Below are 16,310 nucleotides of genomic sequence, written 5' to 3'. Positions count from 1 at the left end.
CCGCCCGCATCCCGGGGTGGGATGCGGGCGGCGGCGCTGGTGAGACTTCGCGCCGGTGTCAGCGGCGGTCGGTGTCCACGACGTCCACGCGCACCGGCGAGTCGGCCAGCGCGCCGACGACCGTGCGCAGTGCGCGGGCGGTGCGTCCCGACCGGCCGATCACGCGGCCGAGGTCATCGGGGTTGACCCGGACCTCCAACAGGTCGCCGCGGCGCAGCGTGCGGGCGGTGACGGTGACGTCGTCGGGGTTGTCGACGATGCCGCGCACGAGGTGTTCGAGTGCGTCGGCAAGCACGTCAGGCCTCCTCGGCGGGGGCCTCGGTCGGCTCCTCGTCCGCGGCGGCCGCCTGGGCCTCGGCCTGCTTGACGGCGGCGTCGGCCTTGCGCTTCTCGGCGTCGTCGGCAACGGCCTTGACGGCGGCCTGCTTGGCGGCGACCTCCGCCTCGGCGTCCTTGACCTTCAGGCGGGGCTTAACGCCCTTCAGGCCCTTGAAGGTGTGATAGTCGCCGGTGATCTTGAGCAGGTTGAAGACGGCGTTGGAGGGCTGTGCGCCTACGCCGAGCCAGTACTGGGCCCGCTCGGAGTCGATGCGGATGAGCGAGGGCTCCTGCATCGGGTCATAAACGCCGATCTCCTCGATGACACGGCCATCGCGCTTCTTACGGGAGTCGACGACGACCACCCGGTAGAAGGGTGCGAACTTCTTGCCGAGGCGCTTGAGGCGAATCTTGACTGCCACTTGGAAAAAACTCCTGGTTCTCGATGGTTTGGCCCATGCCGATTCCCGGTGGGGTTACAGCAACGGGGGCCGGTTAGGGCCGAGACGCGATCGCACCGGGAGAGGGACCGGGAACGGTCGAGTACAGCCGTGCATTCTGCCAGAGCGACGCCGCCGCATGCCAGCCGTGGGACGCCCGCACCGCACCGATTCGGTGCGAGATCGCCCACAGAGCATGCCGCGGTCCGCCACTCCCCCGAACCGAGTGGTCCCGCTTACGGCGCGGCGGCGTCTCCCGCACGGCGGCGGCACCGGGACCGGTTCAGATCTCCTCGTGGAGGCTGTCCTGTCGCAGAATGGCCCGGTCGGCGGTCCAGACGTCGCCGTCGAGCTCACCGGGCAGCAACGGGTTGCCGGAGGTGATGAACACCGGCTCGGCCACGCCGTCGCGCATCTGGGCGTCGTAGTCCCTCAGCGTGGCCACCACCCAGCCGGACAGCCATAGCACCGCCACCAGGTTCAGGATCGTCATCAGCGCCAGGGCCACATCCGCCATCACCCAGGCCAGATCCAGGGTGACCAGCGCACCCAACCCGGTGGCGATCGTCATGGCCAGACGCAGAGCAACGCCGGCCTGTTGCCCGCCGCCGAGGTAGCTGACGTTGATCTCGGCGAAGGCGGAGTAGCCCAGCACCGAGGAGTAGGCGAAGGTGAGCACCACGAAGCTCATGAACCAGATGACCCAGTTGCCGGGCACGGCGTCGCCCAGGGCGTGCTGTACCAGGGTGGTCTCCGCCCACTGCGGCTCTACCCCCGGCGTGTAGACCGCCGGAGAGGACAGCAGAATGGTCAATCCGGTGGCGGTGCAGATCAGGATCGTATCCACGCATACGCCCAGCGCCTGGATGAGCCCCTGGGTGACGGGGTGGGCGACGTCGGCCGTGGCGGCGCCGTTCGGGGATGACCCCTGGCCGGCCTCATTGGAGAACAGGCCGCGCTTGGTCCCGTTGAGGAAGGTGGCGAAGATCCCGCCGCCGGTGCCGGCCAGGCCGGAGCGCAGGTTGAAGGCGCCGGCGAAGATGTCCATAAAGGCGCCGGGCACCCGGTCGATGGATACAACGATGACCACGAGTACCACCACCAGGTAGGCCAGGGCCATCAGTGGGACCAGCCACTCGGTCACCTTCGCCACCATCCGCATGCCGGCCAGGAGGATCGGGGCGGTCAGCGCCATAAGCACGATCGCCGTGACCGAGGTGCTCACGCCGTGCGCCTCACGCAGGGTCAGGGCGATGGTGTTGGACTGCACCATCGGGAAGATGAGCCCGTAGGAGAACACCAGCATCACCGCGAACACGACGCCCATGTAGCGGCCCAGGCCACCGCCGATGCCGCGCTGCATGTAGTAGGCGGGACCGCCGCGGAAGATGCCGTCGACGTTGCGGACCTTGAACACCTGGGCCAGGGTCGACTCGGCGAAGCTGGTCGCCATGCCGAGGATCGCCACCACCCACATCCACAGCAGGGCGCCCGGGCCGCCGAGGGTGACGGCCAGGGCCACGCCCGCAATGTTGCCGGTGCCCACGCGCCCGCCCAGACCAATCACGAAGGCCTGGAAGCTGGACAGGGAACCGCGCTGGTGACGGGAGTGGGCCACGAGGCGAAGGGCGCGTACGAAGAGCCGCAGCTGGACGGCGCGCGTGCGCACGGTCAGGTACAGGCCGGTGCCCAGGAGGATCCAGATCAGAATATTGCCGGAGACGAAGCCCTCGAAATTGGACAGGGCTTCGGTGAGTGCAGCGGACACGGTGGTTTCCGTCCGTCGGGGATGGCGGGGCGGGTGTGAGGTTACCGCAGGCGGCGGGCGCAGATAGCCGACGTGCAAGGAGTGGGACGCAAGTCCGAGACCTAGTGTCATGATCGGGGACAAACGCCTGCCGCCAGCTCGGTCTCCGATCGTCGAGCCGCATGACTCCAACGAGTCTGAAACCGAGGACCGGTACTCCAAGCACGTTTGTCCCGGATTCGGACAATCCACCGGCACGCTTGACCATACCGTAATGTTTGGGGCATGAGTGTGTTCTCCCGACGCGGCATCCGTCCTCCCGGCGCCCCCAGGTCTATCCGCCCGCCACGTCAACTGATCGGCTCCAGCCCCGTGCGCCCGGCAACCGCGGATGGGGAGCCGACCGCCCCCACACGGCCGAGCCCTCCAGCCGGTAGCACACCCCGCAACTCACATGGCCTCAACCAACCGCCGCGCAACACGGGCAGCCTGCCGCAGTACGTATCAAGCCGCAGACGCTCACGGACTCTCCCTGCCGGCATCATCGCTGTCGCCGCAGTCGTCATTGTGTGCGCCAGCGTTCTCGGCAACCGGTTCGGGTCAGCCACCGAAGCTGAAATCACTCCCAGCCCCGCATCCCCCACGCCCCGCACCGTGAACGCCGTCGTGGAACCACCCGCACAAACCGGCTGCTCGACGACGGCCGTCCTGGACACCCCCACCGACCCGACCGGCTGGGCGGAGGAATGGCGCCTGGACAGTGGTCGAGGCGATTTGCTGGACGTGCCGAACTGGCAGGCGTTCTCCGCCGGAGACTGCCTGGTGATCGTCTCCGAACGACACCTGGACACGCCCGCCAAGGTCACCGGTTATCACCTCACCAGCACGGGCGCCGAGGAGCTCTGGACCCGCTCCGGCGATGACCCTGACGGCAAAGACATCAACAGGCTGTACCCGGGTGAGTACGCCCAGTGGTGGGGCGGGTATCTGGCGACCGGGCGCCTGCTGCTCGACCCGTCGACCGGCGACCTGACCCAAGCTCCCTGGGCCGATGAGTCAGGCGTCGTCATCTCCATTGCCGAGGAACTGGCCATCAATTGTCGCCACGCCTACAGCAGCTCCGCCGCCACCTGCTCCGCCTGGGACTGGAATGATGGCAATCCATCACAGCGGTGGAAGCAGGACTATGAGGAAGACATGGTCTATCCGACTATCGGCTTCGGAATGAGCGGCAACGTACAGGATGGCTCGCTCGTGGCCAATACGGAATCCGACTCCGAAAACACCCGCACCTACACCCTGATGTCTCTGGCGGACGGCTCGCTTCACGGTAACTGGCCCAGATCAACGGACGCCGGCGGCTTCCCTGTATTCATTCCAGCACGTGACGGCTGGCTGCTGCTGTCCAAATCCCAGAATCAGGCCGCATTGATCACTTCAGGCGGGGAGGAGGGACAACCGTTCCCGGTCATCGCCGAGCTCCCCACGGTGCTGCTGACCGACGGCGAGCTGCCAATGCTCGCGCAGTTGCGCGCCGCCTACCGCGACGGAGACTTCGACTGGGCGGATGTGGTCCTGCAGTGCCGGGACACTTCTGCGTGCACATTGAACGGGAACGAGGTTGACCTGCCCGAAAGCGTGCTCATAGATACGTATCTCCAAGGCGGCTACTACCAGAGGATGGCGGCACTCACCGCCGATGGTCGCAGCCTGGTACTCCGTTCACGGCCAAATGTGAACGCATGGGCCATTGTCTTCGACACGGAGTCGGGAGAGGTGCTGGTCCCGGAGTATTCGCAGGATCGTTCCAAGGGCCGAGCCCTGGTACGCACGACCGATGACCTGATCCTCATGGGCATCGATTCCGAGGTAATCGCCTATACCCCGTCCTGACCGATTCGAACGCCGTTCCGGGCTGTACGCACACGCCGGTCCGCCGGCGGCAGCGCCCGCTCGGGAAGCGGGCGGAGCCGGAGTCCGCGTGGTGCGTCGGTTTTGCCGATCGGGTCCGGACGGCGAAAGACCGACGAGCCCCTTGCCGTGCCGGTGGCCGTCGGCGGGCTTACAGGCCCAGGTGACGGCGCAGATCCTCCGGCAGGGCGGCCATGGCGTCGGCTACCTCGTCGTCACTCGACTGCGGCTGGGGCTGTGAGGCGTTTGCCGCCCCCTGCCCCGGCATAATGCCGTAGCTGGGGGCCGCCGCGGCTGGCTGGCCCAGCCCGAAGGCGGAGCCGGCCGGGGCGGGCGCGGGGGTCTCCACGGCGCCGTCGGCCCTCTGCGCGCGGGCGGCGGCCGCCTCACGCGCCTGCCGGGCGGCCTTGGCGGGGTTGCCGGAGCGCCCCTTCTTGCCGCCCTTGCGCTTCTTACCCTTGGGAGCCTGCCGGGCCTTGGAGCGTTTGCCGGTGGATGGTAGCGAGCCCATGCCCGGCATGCCGCCGGGACCGCCCAGGGCACCGGGGCCGCCGCCGGCCGTCATGGCCTCCATCATCTTCTTGGCGGCCTCGAAGCGGCTGACCAGCTCGTTGACTGCCTGCACGGTGGTGCCCGAGCCCTTGGCGATGCGGGAGCGGCGCGAGCCGTTGAGGATGGACAGGTCACGGCGCTCGGCGGGGGTCATGGAGCAGACGATCGCCTCGATGCGGTCGACCTCCCGCTCGTCGAAGTTCTCCAGGGCCTCGCGCATCTGCCCCATGCCGGGCATCATGCCCAGCAGCTTCTTCATCGACCCCATCTTGCGCAGCTGGCGCAACTGGGACAGGAAGTCGTCCAGGGTAAAGGTGCCGGAGGCGAGCTTGGCGGCGGCGTCCTCCGCCTCCTTCTCGTCGAAGGCCCGCTCGGCCTGCTCGATCAGGGTGAGCAGGTCACCCATGTCCAGGATGCGGGAGGCCATGCGGTCGGCGTGGAAGCGCTCGAAGTCGTCCAGGCCCTCGCCGGTGGAGGAGAACAGGACGGGGGCCCCGGTCACCCCGCGCACGGACAGGGCGGCACCGCCGCGGGCATCGCCGTCGAGCTTGGACAGCACCACGCCGGTGAAGCCGACCCCGTCGCGGAAGGCGACGGAGGTGTTGACGGCATCCTGACCGACCATGGCGTCCAGGACGAACAGGATCTCGTTGGGGCTGACCGCGTCGCGGATGCGGATGGCCTGGTCCATCATCTCCGCGTCGACGCCCAGGCGGCCGGCGGTGTCGATGACGACGACGTCGTAGCCGTTTGCCCGCCCCTGCTCGACGCCGCTGCGGGCCACCGCCACCGGGTCGCCCACGCCATTGCCGGGCTCGGGGGCCCACACGTCCACGCCGGCGCGCTCGGCCACCACGCTCAGCTGGGCGACCGCGTTGGGGCGCTGCAGGTCGGAGGCGACCAGCAGGGTGCGCTTGCCCTGCTGCTTCAGCCAGCGGCCGAGCTTGCCCGCCAGGGTGGTCTTACCGGCGCCCTGCAGACCGGCGAGCATGATGACGGTGGGGCCGCGGTCCGCCCAGTTGAGCTCGCGGGATTCGCCACCGAGCACCTCGATCAGTTCGTCATTGACGATGCGGACGACCTGCTGGGCCGGGTTCAGGGCCTGCGAGCGGGCGGCGTCCTTGGCCTTCTCCCGCACGGCGGCGGTGAAGGAGCGCACCACCGGCAGGGCGACGTCGGCCTCGAGGAGGGCGCGGCGGATCTCGGAGACGGTGGCGTCCACGTCCGCTTCGCTCAGGCGGCCCTTGCCGCGCAGCGAGTTGAACGAGGCGGTGAGCCGGTCGGAGAGGTTGCCGAACACGCGGGGTCCTTCCTTGGCGCCGGGGCGCAGGTGGTTGGAGGAACGGATGGTGCGCGCCGACGCCGGGGCACGGCGCACGCTTCAGTTCAGGATAGCGGGGAGGGCCCGCGCCGTCCCACCCAAGGGGACGTGCGGGCCCTCACGGCGATGGCCGGGCGGCGTCAGATCGCGGCCTCGCCGCGCTCACCGGTGCGCACCCGGACCACCTCCTCCACATCGGTCATCCAGATCTTGCCGTCGCCGAGCGCACCACCACCGCTGGAGCGGGCAGCGCCGGAGATGGCGCCGATGATGGCTTCTACCTGCGCATCGGTGGTGAGGATCTCCAGGCGGAGCTTGGGCACATAGTCCACCTGGTACTCGGCGCCGCGGTAGACCTCCGTGTGCCCCTTCTGCCTGCCCGCGCCCTGGGCCTCGGAGATGGTCACGCCGCTGCTGCCTGCCAGTTCCAGCGCGGAGATGACGGCGTCGAGCCGGTAGGGCTGGATGATTGCGGTGACGAGTTTCATGGCTCAGGCCTCCTCGGCTGCGGCGGTAACGGGACGGTGCTCCCGGCGGGCGACGACGGTGGCCAGGCGGCCGCCGGTGAGCGACTCGTAGGCGGACTCGTAGTGCTCCGCCTTGTCGGCCCCCAGGTGCTCAGCGTCGGCGGACAGCCGCCAACCGCCCGGGGTGCGGGAGACGATGAACCAGCACAGGGTGGTGATCACCAGGCTGAACCCGACGGCGACGAGGGCGACCAGCACCTGGACGACCAGCTGGGCGGGGCCGTGCCCGTACAGCAGCCCGGTGTCCGCGGAGAGGAAGCCGACCAGGACCGTGCCCGTGAGCCCGCCGACCAGGTGGACGCCGACGACGTCGAGCGCGTCGTCGTAGCCGAAGCGGTACTTCAGGCCCACGGCCATGGCGCACAGGGCGCCGCAGATCACGCCGAGCACCAGCGCGCCCACGGGAGTGACGGAGCCGGCGGCCGGGGTGATGCCGACCAGGCCCGCGACGACGCCGGAGGCCGCCCCCAGGCTGGTGGCGTGGCCGTCGCGCAGGCGCTCGACCAGCAGCCAGCCCAGGACGGCGGCGCAGGTGGCCGCGGAGGTGTTGACCCAGGCCAGGCCGGCCAGGCCGTCCGCGGTGAAGGCGCTGCCGGCGTTGAAGCCGAACCAGCCGATCCACAGCAGGCCGGAGCCGAGCATGGTCAGGGGCAGGTTGTGCGGCCGCATGGGCATCCGCCCGAAGCCGCGGCGCCTTCCGATCAGCACCGCCAGGACGAAGCCGGCGACGCCGGCGTTGATGTGGACCACGGTGCCGCCGGCGAAGTCGATGGGCTCGGCGATGGAGGCGAACCAGCCGTCGCCGGACAGGGCGCCGCCGCCCCAAACCATGTGGGCCATGGGGAAGTAGGACAGGGTCACCCACAGCGGCACGAAGGTCATCCAGGCGCCGAAGCGGGTGCGGTCGGCGATGGCGCCGGAGATCAGGGCGACCGTGATCACCGCGAAGGTCATCTGGAAGGCGACCCCGACGATGACGGGCACGCCGTAGTCGTCGAGCAGAAACTGGCCGGATGAGTCGGTAATGGCGCCGTGCAGGCCGAGTTGGTCGAACGGGTTGGCCAGTATGCCGGCGATGTCGGTGCCGCCGTAGGACATGGACCAGCCGTACAGGATGTACAGGACGCCGACGACGGCGGTGCCGCCGAAGGACATCATCATCATGTTCAGGACCGACTTGGATCGGCTCATGCCGCCGTAGAAGAGCGCGAGCGCGGGAATGGTCATGAGCAGCACGAGCGAGGCGCTCACCAGCATCCAGGCCGTGGCTCCGGTGTCGAGGACCATGAGATCTCTCCCTTCAGTGTGCGAGGGGTTCGCACAGGAGGGAGCCAATCAGGGGCGCGTTCGCCGCCGGTGACGCGCCGGTGACGCGTGCGTGTCAACACCTTGCAAGGTATTGCAACGGTGTTTCAGGCGAGCAGGGCGTCTACGAAGCCCTCGGGGTCGAAGGGCGCCAGGTCGTCCGCGCCCTCGCCGAGCCCGACGAGCTTGACGGGCACGCCCAGCTCCCGCTGCACGGTGACGACGATGCCGCCCTTGGCGGTGCCATCGAGCTTGGTCAGCACGATGCCGGTGATGCCGACCGCCTCGGAGAAGACCTGCGCCTGGCGCATGCCGTTCTGCCCGGTGGTGGCGTCCAGCACCAGCAGCACCTCACCGACGGGGGCGACCTTCTCCATGACCCGCTTGATCTTGCCGAGCTCGTCCATGAGTCCGGCCTTGTTCTGCAGGCGGCCGGCGGTGTCCACGAGCACCACGTCCACGCCGTCGCGGGCGGCCGCGCGGGTGGCGTCGTAGGCGACGGAGGCGGGGTCGGCGCCCTCCCGTTCGGAGCGGACGACCTCGACGCCGACGCGCTCGCCCCAGGTGGTCAACTGGTCGGCGGCGGCTGCGCGGAAGGTGTCGGCGGCACCCATGACGGCCGTCCTGCCATCGGCGACGAGCACCCGGGCCAGCTTGCCGCAGGTGGTGGTCTTACCGGTGCCGTTGACCCCGACCATGAGCACGGCAGCGGCCGGCTCGCCGTCGGCGGAGTTCCAGCCCGCGGCGGGGGTGGGCTTGGCCAGGTTCAGGGAGCGGTCCATGGACGGATCGACCAGCTTCAGCAGCTCTTCGCGCAGCACCCCCCGGATGGCGGCGGGGTCGGAGGTGTCCAGGACCTTCGCCTGGGTGCGCAGCTCGTCCATCAGGGAGGTGGTGACCTCGATGCCGAGGTCCGAGGTGAGCAGGGTGTCCTCGATCTCCTCCCAGTCGGCCTCGGTGAGGTCGCCACGGGACATGACGGCGAGGATGGCCCGGCCGAAGCCGCCGGCGCCGGCCAGGCGCGAGCGCAGGCGCTGCATGCGGCCGGGGATGGACTCGGGGCGCTCCAGGGTGGCGGGCGCGGCCGCCTCCGGCGTCGGCCCGGCCGGGGTCTCCGCTTCGGCGGGGGCCTGCTCCTGCGGCGGGGCGAGCAGGATGTCGTCGGCGCTGGTGGGCTTGTGGGCGCTGACCTCCGGCGGCACCTCTCCGCCGCGGTTGCGCCCCGCGTAGAACCAGATACCGCCGGCGACGGCGAGTACGACGACGACGATGAGGACGATCAGCAAGGGATCCATGATCCCATCATGCCTGATCGCCTACGGGGGCCGGCAAGTGCGTGCGCCCGACGCCGGGCGCCGGCAGGGGCGCTAGCGCTGCGCCGCCGTCTCCCGGGTGCGGCGGGCCGCGGCGGCGTCCTTGTTGCGACGCACCTCGGCGGCCTTGGACTCGGCCGTGTCCATGGCCTTCTCGACCACGTCCACGAGTCCGGAGAAGGACTCGGTGCCCACGTATACGGCGGAGTCGTCCCGGGTCATGAGGTCCTCAAGGCGGGCGTCCTGCGGCACCACCTTGACGGGCTCCTCCTTCTCACGGGCCACCCCCGCCAGGTCACGCAGCCGGTCGCGCCAGGTGGCGACCGGGTAGCGCTCGGCGACGACCAGGCCGAGCACGATCAAGGCGGCGACGAGGACGACGGCGAGGGGGAAGATCATGGAACCCATGGGCATAATTGTGCCTTCCGTTTGTCACAATGCCGCCAAGGTGGGCGCGCTGTGTCGCCCACCGGACAGCGCCGTGTTGGTCACAGTCGGTCACGGTTACCCGCGCCGACTGCTCGCCCACATGCTGAGCCCGGCTACTGGGCGGCGGATGAGAGCCGTTGGGAAACCGCCTGAGTCACGCCGTCGCGCATGGTGATGCCGTACAGGGCGTCGGCGATCTCCATGGTGCGCTTCTGGTGGGTGATGATGATCAGCTGACTGGAGGCGCGCAACTCGGTGAAGATGTCCAGCAGCCGCCCCAGGTTGGTGTCATCCAGGGCCGCCTCCACCTCATCCATGACGTAGAACGGCGAGGGCCGGGCACGGAAGATCGCCACTAGCAGCGCCACGGCGGCCAGCGAGCGCTCCCCACCGGACAGCAGCGACAGGCGCTTGACCTTCTTGCCGGCGGGGCGGGCCTCAATGTCGATGCCGGTGGTGAGCATGTCATCGGGGTCGGTGAGCACCAGGCGCCCCTCGCCGCCGGGGAAGAGCCGGTCGAAGACGATCGCGAACTCGCGGGCGGTGTCCGCGTAGGCCTGAGTGAACACCTCCTGCACGCGCTGGTCCACGTCTTCAACGATGCGCATCAGGTCGGCGCGGGACTGCTTGAGATCGGCGAGCTGCTCGGCCAGGAAGCGGTGGCGCTCCTCCAGAGCCGCGTGCTCCTCCAGGGCCAGCGGGTTGACCTTGCCCAGCCGCGCCAGGTCCCGGTTCGCCCGCGCCAGCCGCTTCTCCTGCTCGGCGCGCACGTAGGGCCGACCGGTCGGGTGCGCGGCGGGCTCGGACCGCCCCGTCCGGGTGTTCTCCTGCGCGTCGGGCGCGTCGGCGGCACCGTCCCGGTCGGCAGCGGCCTCGGCGGCGGCTTCCGCCTCCGCATCCGGCACGAGCATGTGGGGACCGTACTCCTCCACCAAGGGGTCCAGCTCCAGGCCAAGCTCGTTCATGGCGCGCTCGGCCAGATTCTCCAGGCGCAGCTTCTGCTCGGCGCGGGCGATCTCGTCGCGGTGGGCGGCGTCGGACAGGGCGGCGAGTTCACCGGCCAGAGCATCCAGCTGCTTGCGCACATCGGCGGCCGCGGCGGCGGCATCGGCACGCTCGGCCTCGATACGGGTGCGTTCGCTCTGGGACTGTTCGACCCAGGTGCGAGCGGTCTCGGCGGCGGTGCGGGCCTGGTCGCGCACCTGCGCCGCCGTTGCCAGCCGCGCCTTGCGAGCCTGCTCCGCGCGGGCGGCGGCGGCGCGCTGCTCGCGTTCGCGCCGGGCGGCCCGGCGCAGGGAGTCGGCGCGGCCGCGGCCGCTGCGCTCCCGCTCCTCCGCGGTGCGCAGGCTCAGCCGTGCCTCCGTCTCGGCGGTGCGGGCCGCGGAGGCGGCGGCGGTGGTGGTCTCGCGGGTGGCGCGAGCGGCATCGATGGCGGCGTCGAGGTCATTCTCCCCGGTGGGTGCGGCCCTGCCTCCGGGCGCGGACAGGACCGCCGGCGCCTGGTTCTCGACCTCGGCGAGGGCGGCCTGGGCGGTGGCGAGTTCGGCGGCGCGCTGCGCGGCCTCCGCCTCGGCGCGCTCCAAGACGCGGCGGGCACGACCGGTCTCCTCGCGGGCGGCGCGGGCCGCGGAGTTCAGCCGGGCGCGGTTCTCGGCCACGCGGGCGGCCTCGGCGTCGGCGGCGCGCAGCCGCTCCAGCGCGGTGGCGACGGCCTTGCGCGCGGCGGCCTCCTCGGCGCGGGCGGTATCGAGCTCGTCGGCGGCGGCGTGCTCGGCCTCCTGCGCGGCGGCGGCGCGAGCGGCGGCCTCGTCGTAGGCAGCGGCCAGGGCGAGCACGGAGGAGGCGCCCTCCCCGGCGCCGGTGGCCCAGGTGGGGGCGAGCACGTCGCCGTCGCGGGTGGCGACCACGGCGCCGGGTACGGCGGCGCGCAGGGCCTGGGCCGCCTCCAGGTCGGGTACCACCCAGGCGTCGGCCAGCAACGCGTTGAGGGTGCGGGTCAGCGCGGCGGATTCGGCGGTGACGAGCGCGGCTGCCGGCCGAGCACCGGCGGGGGCAGCTTCCGGGACCGCGGGTTCGGCAGCGGGCGGGCCTGCCGCGCCGTCGGCGTCGGGACCGGAAATGATCAGCCGCAACCCGCCGCCGTCTTCGCTGCGGGCGTGGGCGAGGGCGGCGACGGCGGCATCGGTGTCGGCGACGACCGCGGCGCCGGCCAGCTCGCCTAGCAGGCCGGCCAGGGCGTCTTCCCAGCCGGCGGCTACCGTGACCGCGCCGGCGAGCGGGCCGAGTATGCCGGGCAGGCCGGCGTCGGTCAGGTCGGCGGTGGCATCCTGAGCGCGCAGGGACAGTGCGAGGGCGTCACGGCGGGCGGTCCAGGTGGCCAACTCGGCGGCCGCCTCACGACGGGTGTCGGTGGCGGTGGCGACGACGTCGCGGACGGCGTTCAGCGCGGCGGTGGCCGCCGCGTGGGCGGCGGCGGCACGGGCCTGCTCGCCAGCCGCGGTGTCGGGCCGGTCGGCGTCGGCCGATGCTTCGGGGCGGTCCGCGTCGGCGGACGTGGCCTCCTCCAGGGCCCGGACGGCGGCGGCGTCGCGGCCCTCCGCGGCGGCCAGAGATGCCCGGGCCTGCTCGACGGCGGCGCGGGCGGCCTCGTGGCGGGAGCGGGCCGAAGCGACGCGGCCCCAAGCGCGGGCCAGCAGCTCGCGATGCTCGGCGCGCCGGGTCTGCAGCGCCGCGAGTGCCTGCTCGGCGGTGGCGGCGGCGGCCTCGGCGTCGACGCGTTCAGCGGTGGCGTCCGTCAGTGCGGTACGGGCGGCCTCAATGGCGGCGGCCAGTTCCGTCTCCTCGGCGGCGGCCTCCTGGGCCCGGCGCTCCAGTTCCTCCGGATCGGTGCCGACGGCGGGGCCCGGCGCGGCGGCCAGCCCGCGCACGCGCTCCGCGGCGACGTCGGCCAGGGCGGCCAGGGATTGGGCGGCGCCCGTCAGCTCCTCCCAGGTGGCGGTGGCGCGGGCCAGCCGCTGCCCGGAGGTGGCCTCGACGGCGGTAAGTTCTTCCAGCCGGACGCGGGCGACTCGCTCGGACTCCTCAATGCCGGCGCGGCGGCGGTCCAGGCGGGCCCGATCCTCCTGGCCGGCGTCCAACAACGACTGGACCTGCACGACGTCGTCGGCCAGCAGCCGGGCGGTGGCGTCGCGGACCTCCGCCTGGATGACGTGGGCGCGGCGGGCGACGGCGGCCTGCCGGGCGAGGGGGCCGAGCTGTCGATGCAGTTCGGCGGTAAGGTCGGTGAGCCGGGTCAGGTCGGCTGCCATGGAGTCGAGTTTGCGCAGCGCCCGCTCCTTGCGGCGCCGGTGCTTGAGAACGCCGGCGGCCTCCTCGATGAAGCCGCGCCGCTCCTCCGGGGTGGCGGTGAGCACCGCGTCGAGCTGTCCCTGACCGACCACCACGTGCATCTGCCGGCCCATGCCCGTGTCGGACAGGAGTTCCTGGACGTCCAGCAGGCGGCAGGTGTTGCCGTTGATCTGGTACTCGCTGCCGCCGCCGCGGAACAGGGTGCGGGTGATGGTCACCTCGCTGTAGTCGATGGGCAGGGCGCCGTCGGTGTTGTCGATCGTCAGGGAGACCTCGGCGCGGCCGAGCGCGGGGCGGGAGCCGGCTCCGGCGAAGATGACATCGGCCATGGAACCGCCGCGCAGGTTCTTTGCGCCCTGCTCCCCCATGACCCAGGTCAGGGCGTCCACCACGTTGGACTTGCCCGAGCCGTTGGGGCCGACCACGGCGGTGATGCCCGGCTCCAGGCGCAGGGTGGTCGACGAGGCGAAGGACTTGAATCCCTTCATCGTCAACGTCTTGAGGTGCACACGCCAACGATAGCGGGAAGCGGGCGAAAACCCGCAGTCCGCCGCCATGAACACGCGTTTGCGTCAGGCTCACGAGTTTTAGAGCTTTGCGGGCGCTGCGCACGTGCAAACCTCTAAAACTCGTGTATTCGAGAGGAAGGCGTGTGCGTCTGGCGCAGAGGGGTGTTCTTGACGCACCGGCGTACGCGGTGCCCGGCGCTTCGCCCCTCACGGCGGTGGGGACAGCGAGCGCTCCAGCAAGCGACCTTGACACCAGCGCTTGCGGTCGAGCAGACTCTCCACGTCAAGCGGACTTAACACTACCCATCCCGATTGGAGTGCCCGTGCTCGACATTGCGAACCTGTCCAAACGCTTCGGGAGCCTGCAGGCTCTCGACGCCCTGTCCCTGCGCCTAGGTGACGGTGAGATCGTGGGCTTCGTGGGTGCCAACGGCGCCGGCAAGTCCACCACCATGCGCATCGTCATGGGGGTGCTGACCGCCGACGCCGGCTCCGTGACCTGGGACGGCGCGCCGGTGGGTGCCGCCGAGCGTCGTCGCATCGGCTACATGCCCGAGGAGCGCGGCCTGTACCCGAAGATGAAGGTCGGTGAGCAGCTGACCTACCTGGCCCGCCTGCACGGGGTGACGGCCGACGCCGCCCGGCGGGCCGGCGAGCAGTGGACCGAGCGGCTGGACATCGCCGCCCGGCGCGACGACGAGGTGCAGAAGCTCTCCCTGGGCAACCAGCAGCGCGTCCAGTTGGCGGCCGCCCTGGTCTCCGACCCCGACCTGCTGATCCTGGACGAGCCCTTCTCCGGCCTGGACCCGGTGGCCGTGGACGTGATGAGTCAGGTGCTGCGCGAGCGGGCAGCGGCCGGGGTGCCCACGCTGTTCTCCTCCCACCAGCTCGACGTCGTGCAGCGGCTGTGCGACCGCGTGGTCATCATCCGGGAGGGCCGGCTGGTTGCCGACGGCACCGTGGCCGAGTTGCAGGCGGGCGCCGAGCCGCGCTGGCGCGCCGTCGTCGAGGTCGCCGGCGAGCCCGAGGCCGCCGTCGGCGCCGCCACCGCCATGCTGGCCGGAACCCCCGGAGTGGAGGCGAGCGCCGAGCCCATTGCCGAGGGTGCGCGGGTGACCGTCGTGGCCGGCGGCCCCGACGAACAGCGATTGTTGGAGGCGGCCCAGCGCCTGGGTCGGCTGCGTGAGCTGGGGCCCGTGACCCGCCCGCTCACCGAGATCTTCCGCGACGTGCTTGCCGCCCCCACCGCATCCCCCGCCCCCACGACCGGACAGGAGGCCTGAGCCGTGCCCGCCCCCGAACACTCCAACACCACCATCTCCCGCTCACAGGAGATCCGCCTGGTAGCCGGCCGCGAGCTGCGCACCCAGTTGTTCAAGCGCTCGGCGGTGATCTCCACACTCATCATGCTGGTCCTCGCCGTCGGCGGCATCCTCGTGGTCGCCCACCTGACGGGCGGCGAGGACGAGCCCTACCGGCTGGGCGTTTCCGCGCCCGATGCCGAAACAACCACGGCACTGGTCTCGGTCCTGGGCCAGGTCAGCGACAGCAACGGCCTGACCGTCCAGGTCACCGATGTCTCCGACACCGACGCCGAGGCGGCGCTCGGCATCACCGCCGATGACGGCGACGTGGACATGGTGCTCGACCTGACCGGCCCCTCCCCCGCGCTGAAGGTCAGCGAGGAGGGCAACGCCGACCAGGCGGTGGTCGCCGCCGTAACGAACGTGCTCCAACAGTCGGCCCTGTCCGAACAGATCACCGCCCTGGGCGGCGAGCCCACCCAGGTGGCGGCATCGGTGGCGGGGGCCGTGCCCCAGGTGGAGGCCCTCGACCCACCCGACCAGGACTCCGCCGACTTCGGCGCACGCTACTCCGTCCTGCTGATCGTCGACATCCTGCTGTTCATCATCGTCATGGGCGGCGGCCAGACGATCGCCATGGGCGTGGTGGAGGAGAAGTCCAGCCGCATCGTGGAGATCCTGCTGGCCTGCGTGCGGCCCACCTCCCTGCTGGCCGGCAAGGTGATCGGAACCGGCACCGCGGTGCTGGTCTCCTACGGGTTGATAGGGATCATCGCCGGCGTGACGGCGAAGCTGAGCGGCGTACTGCCCGAGGGCGCGGTCGACATCGATACCGTGCTGGTCGCCATGATCGTTTGGATGATCGTCGGCTACGCGATCTACGCGGTCGGCTACGCCGCCGCCGGCGCGCTGGTCAGCCGCCAGGAGGACGTGGCCAGCGCGGTCATGCCGCTGACGATGACGCTGATGATCCCCTACGTGCTCTCCTTCGTGATGGCGCTGGGCGACTCCTCATCCCTGCTGTACCGCGTGCTGGCCTACCTGCCGCCCTTCTCCCCATTCCTGATGCCGGCGCGGCTCGTGCTCGGCGTCTCGTCCTGGGGCGAGCAGGCGGCAGCACTCGTGCTCGCACTGGTGTTCATCCCGGCATTCGTGTGGCTGTCGGCGCGGATCTACACGCGGGCCGTCACGCGCACCGGCGCCCGGGTCCCCCTGAAGGAGGTCCTGTCCCGGCGTCCCGCCTGACAGCGGGCCCGTTCCCCGTCCCCTCACCGCATCGCCCCCTC

The 16,310-nt window shown here is 71.0% G+C and carries 12 protein-coding genes; 3 read left to right on the top strand and 9 right to left on the bottom strand.

Annotation, left to right across the window (positions count from 1 at the left end; genetic code table 11):
• Positions 1 to 58: 58 nt before the first annotated feature.
• From DRB06_RS08865 to DRB06_RS08855, 3 genes are all read right to left on the bottom strand, one after another.
• Positions 59 to 295, bottom strand: coding sequence for an RNA-binding protein (locus tag DRB06_RS08865; protein ID WP_108967793.1), 237 nt, complete (start codon positions 293 to 295; stop codon positions 59 to 61).
• 1 nt (position 296) lies between these two features.
• Entirely contained in the window at positions 297 to 740 is a 444-nt protein-coding gene (rpsP, locus tag DRB06_RS08860; protein ID WP_073332896.1) for a 30S ribosomal protein S16, read from the bottom strand.
• A 301-nt stretch (positions 741 to 1,041) separates the two neighbouring features.
• Positions 1,042 to 2,526 carry a sodium:alanine symporter family protein gene (locus DRB06_RS08855; RefSeq protein WP_258522211.1) on the bottom strand — a complete coding sequence of 495 codons (1,485 nt, stop codon included), beginning with the start codon at positions 2,524 to 2,526 and terminating at the stop codon, positions 1,042 to 1,044.
• A 633-nt stretch (positions 2,527 to 3,159) separates the two neighbouring features.
• Here DRB06_RS08855 and DRB06_RS08850 point away from each other — a divergent pair.
• Positions 3,160 to 4,398, top strand: coding sequence for a hypothetical protein (locus DRB06_RS08850; RefSeq protein ID WP_146750849.1), 1,239 nt, complete (start codon positions 3,160 to 3,162; stop codon positions 4,396 to 4,398).
• A 169-nt stretch (positions 4,399 to 4,567) separates the two neighbouring features.
• Here DRB06_RS08850 and ffh read toward each other — a convergent pair whose 3' ends face one another.
• From ffh to smc, 6 genes are all read right to left on the bottom strand, one after another.
• Positions 4,568 to 6,268, bottom strand: coding sequence for a signal recognition particle protein (ffh, locus tag DRB06_RS08845; RefSeq protein WP_111819734.1), 1,701 nt, complete (start codon positions 6,266 to 6,268; stop codon positions 4,568 to 4,570).
• Between the two features lie 161 nt (positions 6,269 to 6,429).
• Positions 6,430 to 6,777 (bottom strand): P-II family nitrogen regulator, encoded by a 348-nt coding sequence (locus tag DRB06_RS08840; protein ID WP_073332886.1) that lies wholly within the window; start codon positions 6,775 to 6,777, stop codon positions 6,430 to 6,432.
• Positions 6,778 to 6,780: 3 nt separating this feature from the next.
• Positions 6,781 to 8,103: an ammonium transporter gene (locus tag DRB06_RS08835; RefSeq protein WP_073332883.1), complete on the bottom strand. Its 1,323-nt coding sequence runs from the start codon at positions 8,101 to 8,103 to the stop codon at positions 6,781 to 6,783.
• A 125-nt stretch (positions 8,104 to 8,228) separates the two neighbouring features.
• Positions 8,229 to 9,416, bottom strand: coding sequence for a signal recognition particle-docking protein FtsY (gene ftsY, locus DRB06_RS08830; protein ID WP_108967801.1), 1,188 nt, complete (start codon positions 9,414 to 9,416; stop codon positions 8,229 to 8,231).
• Positions 9,417 to 9,488: 72 nt separating this feature from the next.
• Positions 9,489 to 9,842 carry a hypothetical protein gene (locus tag DRB06_RS08825; RefSeq protein WP_108969806.1) on the bottom strand — a complete coding sequence of 118 codons (354 nt, stop codon included), beginning with the start codon at positions 9,840 to 9,842 and terminating at the stop codon, positions 9,489 to 9,491.
• A 134-nt stretch (positions 9,843 to 9,976) separates the two neighbouring features.
• On the bottom strand, positions 9,977 to 13,720 hold the full coding sequence (gene smc, locus DRB06_RS08820) for a chromosome segregation protein SMC (protein WP_111819733.1): 3,744 nt from the start codon (positions 13,718 to 13,720) through the stop codon (positions 9,977 to 9,979).
• 323 nt (positions 13,721 to 14,043) lie between these two features.
• Between smc and DRB06_RS08815 the strand changes: the two genes are divergently transcribed.
• Entirely contained in the window at positions 14,044 to 15,003 is a 960-nt protein-coding gene (locus DRB06_RS08815; protein WP_111819732.1) for an ABC transporter ATP-binding protein, read from the top strand.
• A gap of 3 nt (positions 15,004 to 15,006) precedes the next feature.
• A complete protein-coding gene (locus DRB06_RS08810; RefSeq protein WP_111819731.1) occupies positions 15,007 to 16,269 on the top strand; it encodes an ABC transporter permease in 1,263 nt (420 codons plus the stop codon).
• Positions 16,270 to 16,310 lie beyond the last annotated feature (41 nt).

The sequence above is a fragment of the Actinomyces sp. Z5 genome (genome assembly GCF_003287795.1).
Taxonomy (GTDB): domain Bacteria; phylum Actinomycetota; class Actinomycetes; order Actinomycetales; family Actinomycetaceae; genus Actinomyces; species Actinomyces glycerinitolerans.
This window is presented reverse-complemented; position numbering and strand designations above follow the sequence as displayed.

Excerpts from the sequence above, each read along its gene's own strand:
- DRB06_RS08840 (WP_073332886.1), bottom strand. The coding sequence starts at position 6,777 with ATGAAACTCGTCACCGCAATCATCCAGCCCTACCGGCTCGACGCCGTC.
- DRB06_RS08835 (WP_073332883.1), bottom strand. The coding sequence starts at position 8,103 with ATGGTCCTCGACACCGGAGCCACGGCCTGGATGCTGGTGAGCGCCTCG.
- ftsY (WP_108967801.1), bottom strand. The coding sequence starts at position 9,416 with ATGGATCCCTTGCTGATCGTCCTCATCGTCGTCGTCGTACTCGCCGTC.
- DRB06_RS08825 (WP_108969806.1), bottom strand. The coding sequence starts at position 9,842 with ATGGGTTCCATGATCTTCCCCCTCGCCGTCGTCCTCGTCGCCGCCTTG.